Origin of the sequence: Myxococcus vastator, assembly GCF_010894475.1 — a bacterium.
Lineage (GTDB): Bacteria > Myxococcota > Myxococcia > Myxococcales > Myxococcaceae > Myxococcus > Myxococcus vastator.
This window is the reverse complement of record NZ_JAAIYB010000256.1, coordinates 1-11,941: the sequence shown is the minus strand read 5'-3', so window position 1 is coordinate 11,941 and position 11,941 is coordinate 1. Positions and strand designations below refer to the sequence as shown.

At 70.9% G+C, this 11,941-nt stretch carries 8 protein-coding genes; 1 reads left to right on the top strand and 7 read right to left on the bottom strand.

The genetic code is table 11. The annotated features are described in order from the left end of the window. The 5 genes from G4D87_RS23320 to G4D87_RS23300 form a co-directional block, all read right to left on the bottom strand. On the bottom strand, positions 1-652 hold a 652-nt coding region (locus G4D87_RS23320), incomplete at its 3' end, for an MBL fold metallo-hydrolase (RefSeq protein WP_163784416.1). A 268-nt stretch (positions 653-920) separates the two neighbouring features. Next, positions 921-2,207 (bottom strand): sigma-54 interaction domain-containing protein, encoded by a 1,287-nt coding sequence (locus tag G4D87_RS23315; protein WP_163784418.1) that lies wholly within the window; start codon positions 2,205-2,207, stop codon positions 921-923. Positions 2,208-2,236: 29 nt separating this feature from the next. Then, entirely contained in the window at positions 2,237-3,508 is a 1,272-nt protein-coding gene (locus tag G4D87_RS23310; RefSeq protein ID WP_163784415.1) for an NAD(P)/FAD-dependent oxidoreductase, read from the bottom strand. Positions 3,509-3,692: 184 nt separating this feature from the next. Then, complete coding sequence (locus tag G4D87_RS23305; protein WP_163784414.1) at positions 3,693-6,395, bottom strand: DUF748 domain-containing protein; 2,703 nt, start codon at positions 6,393-6,395, stop codon at positions 3,693-3,695. Between the two features lie 372 nt (positions 6,396-6,767). Beyond that, entirely contained in the window at positions 6,768-8,282 is a 1,515-nt protein-coding gene (locus G4D87_RS23300; protein WP_240358521.1) for an ELWxxDGT repeat protein, read from the bottom strand. A gap of 344 nt (positions 8,283-8,626) precedes the next feature. On the opposite strand from G4D87_RS23300, the gene G4D87_RS23295 reads away from it, so the two are divergent. Then, positions 8,627-10,321 carry a DUF885 domain-containing protein gene (locus G4D87_RS23295; RefSeq protein ID WP_240358520.1) on the top strand — a complete coding sequence of 565 codons (1,695 nt, stop codon included), beginning with the start codon at positions 8,627-8,629 and terminating at the stop codon, positions 10,319-10,321. 8 nt (positions 10,322-10,329) lie between these two features. On the opposite strand, the gene G4D87_RS23290 is transcribed toward G4D87_RS23295, so the two are convergent. Next, positions 10,330-10,770, bottom strand: a complete 441-nt coding sequence (locus G4D87_RS23290; RefSeq protein WP_240358519.1) for a fibril protein — start codon at positions 10,768-10,770, stop codon at positions 10,330-10,332. A gap of 111 nt (positions 10,771-10,881) precedes the next feature. Next, the coding region (locus G4D87_RS23285) for a hypothetical protein (RefSeq protein WP_240358518.1) at positions 10,882-11,941 on the bottom strand (1,060 nt) is incomplete at its 5' end.

Genomic DNA, 11,941 nt, shown 5'->3' with positions numbered 1-11,941 from the left:
GGACGGCCACGTCCAGCTTCCGGGGGGGCGGGAGCTGGAGCGCGTTCATCAAGACGATGAAGTCCTCGCGCGTGCGTCCCGCGAGCCGGGGGTTGTGCCGCTTCTCCTCGCCCACCGTGGACGTGGCGTGCCCGGCGTAGTCGTGGCCGGGGTACACCGCCGTGTCGTCAGGCAGGGTGAAGAGGACGCGGGTGATGGCGTCGTAGAGCTGGCCCGGGTCGCCGTTCTGGAAGTCCGTCCTTCCGGTGCCTCGGATGAGCAGCGCGTCTCCGGTGAAGAGCCGGCGCTCACAGAGGAAGCTCAGGCTGTCGTCGGTGTGGCCGGGCGTTTCGAGGACACGGACTTCGAGGCCGCCCACGCGCACGAGGTCTCCGTGGCACACGGTCCGGTCCACGCAGGGCGCGCCGCGACGGGAGGCCACCACGGTGGCGCCTGTCCGCTCGCGGAGCACCCCCGCGCCGGTGACGTGGTCGGCGTGGACGTGCGTCTCCAGCACCACCGACAACGTGAGGCCCAGCTCCCGGAGGAGCTTCAGGTCGCGCTCCGCCTGCTCCAGCACCGGGTCGATGAGCGCGGCGGCGCCCGTGGCCTCGTCGGCCAGGAGGTACGTATACGTCGAGGTGTCCGCATCGAAGAGCTGGCGGAAGAGCATCGATTGCCTCCGTCGGAGTGGGGGTGCGAGGCCGTGATTGCCAGCGGCGTGCCAGCCGTCCGGGCGGTGGAGGTGGAGGGGCTCGTGTCGAGGGGACGCGGGTTGCTGGCACCGTGGAAACGGACCCTGCGGGCAAGACGGAGTGCTTCAAGCGTGCGCTCGTGAAACGCGCCTGAAACACCGCATGAAACGTCGCTCGAGGCCCAGGCTCGGGGTGCTCCGTGGCGTCAGGCAACGAACGTGTGGCGGTGTCGGAGGGACGCGCCGCTCAGCGTTCCGCCGTCGCTCCCAGGTCGCGAAGGCGCCGCCACAGCGTCACGCGGCTGACGCCCAGCAGGCGCGCGGCCTCGGAGCGGTTGCCGCCCACCTGGGCGAGCGCGGCGCGGATCCGCTCCGGCTCCAGCGAGGCCTCCGGGGCGGGCTTCGTCATGGGCGCTGGCTGCCGCGGCTCGGAGAACTCCGGCGGCAGGTCCGCCTCGTGGACCACCGGGCCTTCGCCAATGACGTAGGCGTACTCCATCACGTTGCGCAGCTCGCGCACGTTGCCGGGCCAGGGGTGCTCCTCCAGCAAGCGGCGGGCACCCGGAGAGAAGCGCTGCACGCGGCGGGTGCCTCGCTGGTGCAGCTCCTCCAGGAATCGCAGGGCCAGCGGGAGGATGTCGCCTCGTCGCTCCCGCAGCGTGGGCAGGAAGAGCGGCACCACGCGCAGGCGGTACATCAAGTCCGCGCGGAAGCGCCCCGCCTCCACCTCGCGCCGCAGCGGCCGGTGCGTGGCGGCGATGATGCGCACGTCCACGGGCACGGGCTGACGGCCTCCCACGGGGATGACGGTGCGCGTCTCCAGCACGCGCAGCATCTTCGCCTGGAGGTCCAGGGGCATCTCCGCCACCTCGTCCAGGAACAACGAGCCCTTGTCCGCGAGCCGGAAATGCCCCGGACTGTCGCGCACCGCGCCCGTGAAGGCGCCGCGCACATGGCCGAACAGCTCGCTCTCCAGCAGGTTGGGCGGCAGCGCGGCGCAGTTGATGGCGCGAAACGGCCCGCGCGCCCGTGCCGACAGCGCATGCAGCGCGTGCGCGATGTGCTCCTTGCCGGTGCCTGACTCTCCGCGAACGAGCACGCTGGACTCGGTGCGGGCCACCTTCTCGACGATGCGGAAGACGCGCCGCAGCTCGGGCGCCTGGGTCCACAGGCCGTGGAAGAGCTCGGCGTGGCCATCCAGCTCGCCCTCCGCATCGGGCGTGATGAGCAGGGCCCACCCGCCCACGCGGGCGCCGCGCGTCAGGGGGACCGCGCGCACCCGCACGGACTTCAGGCGCCCGCCCACGCGCAGGCGGGCGGAGGTCTCCCGGCCGTCCTTGAGCAGGGCGTCCAGCGGCTCCGCGCCGTCAGGCCGCACCAGGACGTGCGCCAGCGGCGCCCCGGCGCGAGGCGTGCCGCCCAGCAGGGCCTCGAGCGCGGGCGTGAGCGCGCTCACCTTGTGCGCATGGTCCACGAGGAGCACGGGGCCCGCGAGGGCATCCAGGGCGGGGAGCACGAGGTGAGCGGTGGGCATCGTCGGTGCATAGCCCGCCCCCCCGCGTCTCATGCAAGGCCCCGCATCATGAAGGTCCAGTAGAGGTTCGGCAGGCCGTACTTCTTCAGCAACCACATATCGCGCCGCTCCTGGAGGGTGTCGATGAGCGGGATGCTGGGCGCGGGCTTGCCGTCGTAGTCGAACTCGGCGAGCAGCAGGCGCCCGTAGCCGGTGGTGAGGGGGCAGGACGCGTAGCCGTCATATCGCGCGGGCAGGGGCCGGTCCTTCATGCAGGCCAGGAGGTTCTCCACCAGCACCGGCGCCTGCTTGCGCACGGCGGCGCCCGTGCGGCTGGTGGGCAGGTCCGACGCATCGCCGAGCGCGAAGACGTTCGGATGGTCCGGGTGCTGGAGCGTGTACTTGTCCGCCTTCACCCAACCGGCATTCGGGCCCTCCTGCCAGGACAGCGGGCCGCGCTTGATGAAGTCCGGCGCGCTCTGCGGCGGGGTGACGTGCATCATGTCGTAGGCCAGGGTGACGCGCTCCGTCTGCCCGTCGCGTGGGGTCTCGAAGGTGGCCTCGCGCCGCTCGCCATCCACGGCGATGAGGTTGTGCTGGTAGCGGGGCGTGATGCCGTAGCGGTGCACCACGCCCTCCAGCACGGCGGCGAAGGGCTTCACGCCGAAGATGACCTTCGCGCCGGAGCCGAAGACGACGCTGGAGCGCTCCAGCACGCCGGTGCGGCGGAAGTGGTCGGCGGCCAGGTACATGATTTTCTGGGGCGCCCCGGCGCACTTCACGGGCGTGGAGGGCTGGGTGAAGAGCGCGGTGCCGCCCTGGAAGTTCTGGAGCAGGCGCCACGTCTTGGGCGCGAGCTGGACGTCATAGTTGCTGCTGACGTGGGGGGTCTTCAGGGCCTCGCGCAGGCCCGCGACCTTGTCCCAGTCGAGTTGGATGCCGGGGGCGACGACGAGGAAGTCATAGCCCAGGCGCAGGCCGCCGCGGGTGAGGACCTCCCGCGCCTCCGGGTCTATCTCCGTGGCGGCGTCGCGGACCCACTTCACGCCGCGCGGGATGAGGCGGGACTCGTTGCGCACGGTGTCCTCGACGCGCGCCTCCCCGGCGCCCACCAGCGTCCACAGGGGTTGGTAGTAGTGGTGCTGGGAGGGCTCGAGGATGGCGACGCCCTTCTGTCCGGCGCGGGCCAGCCGGGCGGCGACCGTGATTCCGGCCGTGCCACCTCCGATGATGAGGACGCGATGGTGTTCGCGCACCGGCACCACCCTGGGGCTGGACGGCGTCACCGAATCCCCGCGGCCGAAGTCCTCGCTCGTCTGCATGTCGCGCGCTCCCTTGTGACGCGTGAAACGGACAGGAAGCCCCAGCAGGGCCCGTGCCACACTCGTCCCCGAGTGCAGGCCTCGGGTGACGGGGTGAACAGGGTGTTTCCCGGTCGTTTCAGCGTGTTTCAGGGCGCGAGGGCCGCGGCACCGGCAGAGAGGGCCCGGTGCCGCGCGCGGACCGCTACTTCCCGAAGATGCCGCGCAGGCGCTTCTTCGCTTCTTCCTCGGCGCGCTTCTTGGCCTCGGCCTCCAGGCGCGCCTTCTCCTCGGCGGCCTTGGCCTCCAGCTCCTTGCGCTTGGCCTCGGCCTCGGCGCGAAGCTTGTCCTCGCCGCCTTCGATGAGGCCCTGCACCTGCTGGCCGCGCTCGCCGCCAATCAGGCTGCCCGCCAGCGACGAGGCCGCCAGCTTCGCGATCTGCGTCACCGCAGGCTTGAGGTCCAGGCTGGTGACCTCCGGCTTCCACGCGGGGCCCGTCAGCTTCAGGCCCACGGGGATGGCGGCCGGCGGCGTCACCTTGCCCAGCGTCAGCGTCTTCACCGTGGCTGGCGTCAGTGACACCGAGCCCGTCAGGTCGAGCACGCCGTCCAGCCGGATGCCGCCGTCGAAGCTCAGCGCCGCCTCCGGCCGCGTCCACGTCAGCGGCTTGGAGAGCTGCGCCACGCCGTCCTTGATTTGAACGCTGAAGGGCAGGTCGCCGCCCAGCTTTGTCACCTGCTCGTTCTTCAGGCCCTTGGCCGCGATGGGCAGCGCCTTGGCGAGCGGCTCGGACACCGCCGACACCAGGTCCTTGCCCAGCAGCTCGCCATCCAGCAGGTCGCCGTTGATGCCACCGAGCAGCGTCTGCTTGAGCTGCTCGGACGTGTAGCCCACGCCCTTCACGTCCACGTTGCCGTTGAACCTGCCCGTCACGGCCTTCTGCGGGGTGAACTGCGTCAGCGCCTGCTCCACCGCGACGCCCTCCACCTTCACCTTCGCCTCGAAGGGGCGCTGCTCCGGCAGCGGGCCCAGGCGCACCGTGGTGCCGTCCGCGGCGATGCGCCCGCCGTAGACGCCCGTGGAGAACTTCTCCACCGTGATGAGGTCGTCGGTCATCTTCACCACGCCCGTCACGTGGGTCATGTTCATGTCCAGGTAGCGCAGCGTGCCCACCGCGAAGCGGAGGTCGCCCCGGTAGCCGTTGAAGCGCGTCGGGTCCTCCGACGGCGGCTCCTCCGGCGGCGGACCGCCGCGCGCCTGGACCTCCTCCTCGCTCATCATCAGCGCGTCCGCGTCCAGGTTCTGGCTCTTGAGGTCCGCGGAGAACGTCGTCGTCTGCTGCTTCCCCGTGCCCGCGAGCGCGAAGGACGCGCTGCCCGTCATCGTGTCCGCGAGCACGTTCGCGGTGAGCTTGGGGATGTCCACCTTCATTCCGGAGCCCTTGCCGGGCGCGTAGGTGCCCGCGGCGCTCAGGTCCATCCGCTGTCCCGGGGCCTTGTCCACCAGCAGGCCGGGCCGCAGGTCGACGCCGCCCAGGTCCGCCTTCGCGTCGAAGCGCAGGGCGCCGCCCGTGGCCGCCGCGCCGGAGACTCGCGCGGAGAGCTTCATGACCCCGCCCGCGTCCTTGGTGAGCTGGGCCGGCACGCGCAGCCGCACGGGCGTCAGGTCCACGTTGACGTCAATCGCCTGCGCGTCCTGCGTGCCGCTGCCACGCACATCCAGGCCGATGGGGCCGGCAATCATCCCGTCGAGCTGCTTGCGCAGCGGCGGGTAGTACTCGGCGAGCGCGGCCGGGTCCAGGTTGCGGCCCGTCAGCTCGAAGCCCTCCACCGCGGGCGTGTCGGTGAGCAGGCCCTTCACGCTGCCCTTGCCGCTGAGGCTCGCGGGGCCCAGGTCCACCTTCAGCTTGTTGAGGGCCAGGTCACCGGTGGTGATGTCGCCCGCGACGTCGGTGTCCATGACGACGTCCAGCGCCTTGCCACCCTCGGAGCCGGTGAAGCTCAGGCCCAGGGCCTTGATGATGCCCACCAGCTTCGTGGGACCCTGGCCGCCGGGGACGGCGCCGCCCAGGTCCGCCTGCCAGTCCGCGTCCAGCGTGCCCGCCCGCAGGCCGATGTCCGGCGGCAGGAAGGGGCCCAGCGGGGCGAGGTCGATTTTCTGCGCCTTCAGCGTCACGCGCTCGGGCGTGGGGACCAGCGTGGCCGGCAGCGGCGCGGCGTGCAGGGACACCTGGAGGTTCTGGGTGTCCGCGAGCACGGCGGCGGCCAGGTTCACCACCAGCGGCTTGCCCACGCGCAGGTCCTTCACCTCGATGTCCAGGTCCTTCACGCCCAGCTCGCGGGCCTGCGCTCCGGCGCCGCGGTCCACGAAGCGGATGGCGCCGTCGGTGAGGGCCGCGCGCTCCACGTGGACGCCGGAGAGGTCCATGGGCTGGGACGCTTCAGCCGGCGCCTCCTCTTCCTTGGGCTGCTGTTCTTCCAGCCGCTGGAGCAGGCGCTGCACGTTGGTGGTGCCGTCGGCGAAGCGGACCAGGTTGACGGTGAGGCCGGAGACCTCCGCGTTCTTCACCTGGATGTCCTTGCCGCTGGAGGACAGGAGCGGGCCCGCGGCGACGCGGACGTCAATCTGGGCCAGCTGGGCCAGCGGCAGGTCTTCCCCTTCGGCGGGGCCGACGGTGACGTTCTCCACCTGGGCGCCCAGGGTGGGGAAGAGCTTGGTGGAGACGTCCCCGATTTCGATGGGACGTCCCAGGAGCTGGGAATAGGTGGCCGCCTGGTCGCGGGCCGTCTTCAGCAGGATGGCGTCCAGTCGCCAGAGGGCCACGGCCACGATGATGACGAGGAGCGCGAAGACTCCTCCGAGGACATAGGGCCAACGGCGCTTCTTCTTCACCACGGTGTCGGACATCGCTTGAAACCTCCTCCAGCGAGCGGGCCGCAGGCGCCGGCCTGTGCGGTACCCGAGGGGCAGGCAGACGCTTAGCCCAGCCCTGACTCGTCCGCACGCGTCAGACGCGCTGACCCGCGGCGGGACAGCAGCATGACTGTTCTGCCCAAGACGACGCTGGAGGCGGGGAGAAATGCACGGAGGCGTACATTTCGAAGGACGGACGGCCGCTCTGGGAGCACGAAAAAAGGGGACACCAGCCGGCTCCTGGTGCCCCCTGCCACTCGACAGTTCTCCGATGTGGGCACCCGGGGCCAGGAAGGGAAGGGGCCAACGCCGTCCCGGTTGGCCCCCTGAGGCCGGCCGCGCCGAGAGCGAGCAGGCGCCTACCGCTCAGCGCACGCCGTTGCCGGTCAGGTCACACATGCCCGCCGGCCGGATGCGCAGCGCGCGCAGCTCGCGGCCGTAGTCGGCGTTGTCGCTGGCGACGAAGTAGAGGTCCCACCCCGAGCGCACGAAGTCGCTCGGGAGCGAGTGCATGGCCCCCGGCGCGATGCCCTGCACCTCGAACACCCCCTGCTCCCGGGTGTCGCTCACCCACGCCTCCCGGCCCCAGGCCTCCGTGTAGGCGCTGAAGAAGAGGTACTCCTCCACGGCCGTCAGCTCCGAGGGCTCCGAGCCCAGCGCGCCCACGGCGATGTCGGCGTGCAGCTGCGTCCCCGCGCGCGTCCCGTCGCTGCTCCACAGCTCGCGGCCATGCACCCCGTCATCCGCGACGAAGAAGAGCCGGTCCTTCACCACCGTGAGGTTCATCGGCTGCGACGGCACCGTGCCCGGGTAGATGTCCTTCACCCGCGTCGTGCCGGACGTCGTGCCGTCGCTGCGCCACAGCTCGAAGTCCATCCCCTCGTCGCCCGTCGTCGCGCTCAGGAAGAGCTTGTCCTTGTAGGAGACCAGCCCCAGCGGCGCGCCAATGAACGTGTACACGTAACGCGCCCAGCTCGACGTGCCGTGGGTGACGTAGAGCCGCGTCTTGGGCGCGTCGAAGTTCCAGGTGAAGTACAGCTTGTCCCCCACCGGCGTCAGGTCGCCCAGCATGTGGTCCTCCGGCCCGTCCACGAGCCGCACGAAGCGGGTGCCATCGGTTCGGTACAGCTGCACCCGGCTCGCCTGTCGGTCGGTCGGTGAGAAGATGTTCACCTTGACGTAGAGGGCGTTCGTCCCCGCCACCAGCTCGAAGTGGCTGGAGACCAGGTCCCCCTCGGTGCTGAAGTCACGCAGGAGGAAGGTGCCCTCCTCCGTGCCGTCGCTGCGCCACAGCTCGCGGCCATGCACGCCATCGTTCGCCGTGAAGTACAGCACGCCGTCGTAGAACGTCAGGTGCTCCGGGGCCGAGCCCAGCGCCCCCGGCGAGATGTCCTTCACCAGCGCCGTGCCCTCGGTGGTGCCATCCGTCTTCCAGAGCTCGCGGCCATGCATGCCGCTCTTCGCCGCGAAGTACGTCGTCGTCCCGCCTTGGATGAAGGGACCCACGTCCGAGCCCGAGCCTCCGGCGTTCACGTCCAGCAGCGGGCGCGTCCCCGAGGCCACGCCCACGCTCACCCAGGGCTCACGGCCCCCCACGCCATCCGTGGCGGAGAAGAGGAGCGCCTCGTTGCCGTGGGTGAGGTCCCGCGGGTGGGAGTGCCCCGCGCCCGGGATGATGTCCCGGACGATCCGGGCCGTCGTGTCGCACAGCTCCCAACCGGGAGCCGCATCCAGGCGCGCGCTGTCTTCACGGCCGGCGGCGGCTTCCACCTCCCCGTGCTCCAGGCGAACCGGGTAGGGGGCTTCGATGCCGCATCCGACGGTGGCGAGGCCTGAGACGGCGGACAACAGCAAAGGAAGGCTCTGTGCGCGAAGACGCATACTCACTCCTTGTTGCGGTGGCTGGCTGCGGTGGGGTGCCGCGGTCGCGCAATCTGGCCGGGAAGTGACGAAACCCAACCCGTCCGCGAGTCGGTCCAGGGCAGTCATTGCGTGACAGTCGCCGTCCGCGGTCGCCTTGGCGTACGAGCCCTTGGACCGTCCGCCGACAGCCCGGGCGCGAGCTGTTCGACGAAGAATCATCCAGAGCGCGCTTCCCGCTTTCCGAACCGCCGCCTCATCACGAGACTCGACGCGCCATGCGCATTCGCTCCTCATTCGTCCTGTTGGCCTGTGTCTCCGCTTGCGCTTCGCGCCCGGGGCCTGGGCCGGAGTCCTCCACGGCCATGCCCACCGCCTCCGTCTCCGCCGCGGATGCCGACTACGTCCTCCTCGCGCGCGAGTACCTGGATTGGTATGCGGCGGCGCATCCCACCCGGGCCACGCGGCTCGGCTATCACATGCATGACGCCCACCTGCCGGACGTCTCTTCGGACGCGCTGAAGCGCAAGGCGGAGGCGCTGCGCGGCTGGCTGACGCGCCTGGAGCAGGTGGAGGCGCGCGGTGGGCTGTCGGGAGACGCCGCCGTGGACGTGCGCGTGCTGGAGAACGCGATGCGCGCCGACCTGCTGGAGCTGGAGGAGGTGCGCCCCTGGGCGCGCAACCCGGGCTTCTACGTGGGCATCATCTCCAGCGGGCTGGCCGGCCTGTCGTCACGCGAGTTCGCCCCCGTGGCCGAGCGCATGCGCGCCATGCGCTCCCGGATGGCGCGCATCCCCGGCGTGCTCGACGCGGCGCAGTTCAACCTGAGCGGCGTCCCGAAGCTGTGGGCGGAGTACGCGCTGCGCGACGCGCGTGGCACCGTGGCGTACCTGCGCACGGACCTGCCCCGGACGCTGGCGGCGCAGGGCTATGCCCAGGTGCCGCTGAGCGAGCGCGCCGCCTTCACCGCGGCGCGTGAGGAGGCCGCGCGGCAGCTGGAGGCCTTCGCGGTGTGGCTGGAGCGCGAGCTGCTGCCCAAGGCGGACGGAGACTTCCGCCTGGGCCGCGAGCGCTTCGAGAAGAAGCTGGCGCTGGAGGAGCACGTCACGCTGGACGCGGACGCGCTGCGCGACATCAACGAGCGCGCCATCCGCGACTACAAGGCCTGGGTGGCGCGCGAAGCCGCCCGGCTGGATGCTTCCAAGACGCCCGAGCAGGTGATGGCCGAGCTGGTGAAGGACCACCCGAAGGCGGAGGAGCTGGTGGCCTCGGCGCGGGCGCAGCTGGTGGAGCTGCAGCGCTTCGTGCGCGAGCGGAACATCCTCACGCTGCCGTCGGACCGGCTGCCCGTGGTGCGGGAGACGCCGCCCTACGCGCGGCTGGGCTTCGCGTCCATGGACACCCCCGGCCCCTTCGAGAAGAAGGCCACCGAGGCCTTCTACAACATCACCAACGTGGAGCCCGGCTGGACGCCCGAGCAGAAGGCCCAGCACCTGACGTACTTCAACCGCGCGGGCCTCCTGGGCATCACCGTCCACGAGGCCATGCCCGGCCACTTCGTGCAGTTGCTCTACGGCGCGCGGATTCCCACGGACGTGCGCAAGGTCTTCACCCCCGCGTCCCTGGTGGAGGGCTGGGCGCACTACTCCGAGCAGATGATGGTGGATGAAGGTCTGGGCAATGGCGACCCGGCCGTGCGGCTGGGGCAGCTCCGCCGCGCGCTCCAGCGGCACGCGCGCTGGTACGCGGCGCTGGCGCTGCACGTGTACGGGGAGCCCGTGGAGGCGGTGGCGAAGCGGTACGCGGAGATTGCGTACTTCGAGCCCTTCCCCGCGCTGCGCGAGGTGGAGCGTGGCACGCTCGACCCCACGTACCTGTATTACGCCGTGGGGCGCATGCAGATCTTCAAGCTGCGCGACGACTACCGCCGCCACCTGGAGTCGCGCGGCAAGACGCTGGTGCTGAAGGACTTCCATGACAGGCTCCTCCAGCTCGGGCTGCCCGTGTCGCTCGCGCGGGAGGTGTTCCTGCCGGGCGACACGGCGCCGTCGCTGGAGTGAGCCGCGGGCTACAGCTCGATGACCCGGGGCGTCTCCTCCTGCGCCACCTGCGAGCGGGAGGCGAGCCCCTGGAGGTTGAAGCCGTTGGGCGCGTGCACGGCGCCCGCGGTGTTCGGATCCAGGTAGAGGCTCACCGGCGCGGCGAGCCCGTCGTAGGTCACCTCGAAGACCTCCAGCTCGGTGGGCGCGCCGACGCCGCAGCAGGGCCCCACGCGGCGCCAGGCGATGCGCTGCCCTTGGGGTCCGCGCAGCAGCTCCAGGAAGGCCATCAGGCCCCGGTCACCCCAGCCGACGCGGACCGGGTCCTGGGGGTGGAAGCCGTACTTCACGACGTCGACTCGCGGCGCCGTGGACGCCGAGGCGCGGGGCTCGGGCACCGCGGACTTGTTGGTTGATGCACACGCCGCCAGGAAGAGCATCCCGGCACAAGCGGCTCGAAGCAGCGACATTCCCACCCTCCCCACCACCACCGTCCCGAAGGGAAGCTGTGGCCGGGTGGCGCTTCGTGCAGCCCTGCATGGCCCCGGCTGTTCACCGTCGGACGTTGACCGCGCCCGGCGTCACTTCTTCTTCGGCGCCGTCCCCGACATGTCGCGGATGAAGACGCGGTCGATGCCGTGGATGCGCAGAGCCACCAGCTCGTCCGGCGTGACGTTGGGGTAGCCCGACTCACGCAGCTGCTTCACGAACGCGGGCGTGACGCCGTGGATGCGGAAGGCCAGAAGCTGCTCCTGGGTGAGGTCCGTGAAGCCCAGCTCGCGCAGCTGCTTCACGAAGTCGGGCGTGACGCCGTGGATGCGGAAGGCGATGACGTCCTCCGCGTCCGTGCGATTGAAGCCCAGCTCGCGCAGCTGCTTCACGAAGTCGGGCGTGACGCCGTGGATGCTCATGGCGGTCAGCTGGTTCCAGGGCAGCTTCGTGAAGCCGGCGCTGGAGAGCTCCTTCACGCGCTGGGGCGTGACGCCGTGGATGCGGCCCGCGACCAGCTCCTTGAACGGGAGTCCGGGGTAGCCCGCGTCGGACAGGCCGCGCACGTACTCCGGCGTCACGTCGAAGATGCCCGCCTGGATGAGCTCCTCCGTACTGAGCTGCTTGTAGCCCAGCGCGGCCAGGGCCTGGATGCGGGCGGTCGTGACATTCGTCGCCGCCAGCTGGAACTGCGCCTCGGGCGTGATGTCCGAGTAGCCCAGCGTGGCCATCGTCTTGAGGAAGGCGCTGCTGGCCTCGAAGCGGAAGTGGCCCGCGCCCTGGCCGTCCTGGAACTGACCGTCGAAGCGGAAGGTGCCGGCCTCACGCGGCAGGGTGAAGGTGGTGGCGCCGCCCGTGGTGGACAGTCCCTGGAAGGATGCCAGGGGCTCGGTGAAGCCCATGTTGCGGTGCGGGCTCTGCTGGAGCTGGAGGTTCAGGGTGGAGGGGTCGCTGCGCTTGGTCGAGGCCGACCAGGTGCCGCGAGGCTCGAAGGTGGAAGAGGCCGCGACAGCGGAGGTGGCCATCAACAACAGGGCCAGGAGGGACAGGCGTGACGACATGAGACGCATGGTGGGCTCCTTCGGGTAGACCCCTCCCGTGCGGCGCGCGTCCGGTGGGACGTGCGCCGAGCGGGGTGGGGCAATCGAGACG

Bases quoted from the DNA above. Each gene is read 5' to 3' on its own strand.
- G4D87_RS23315 (WP_163784418.1), bottom strand. From the start codon at position 2,207: ATGCCCACCGCTCACCTCGTGCTCCCCGCCCTGGATGCCCTCGCGGGC.
- G4D87_RS23310 (WP_163784415.1), bottom strand. From the start codon at position 3,508: ATGCAGACGAGCGAGGACTTCGGCCGCGGGGATTCGGTGACGCCGTCC.
- G4D87_RS23305 (WP_163784414.1), bottom strand. From the start codon at position 6,395: ATGTCCGACACCGTGGTGAAGAAGAAGCGCCGTTGGCCCTATGTCCTC.
- G4D87_RS23300 (WP_240358521.1), bottom strand. From the start codon at position 8,282: ATGCGTCTTCGCGCACAGAGCCTTCCTTTGCTGTTGTCCGCCGTCTCA.
- G4D87_RS23295 (WP_240358520.1), top strand. From the start codon at position 8,627: ATGCCCACCGCCTCCGTCTCCGCCGCGGATGCCGACTACGTCCTCCTC.
- G4D87_RS23290 (WP_240358519.1), bottom strand. From the start codon at position 10,770: ATGTCGCTGCTTCGAGCCGCTTGTGCCGGGATGCTCTTCCTGGCGGCG.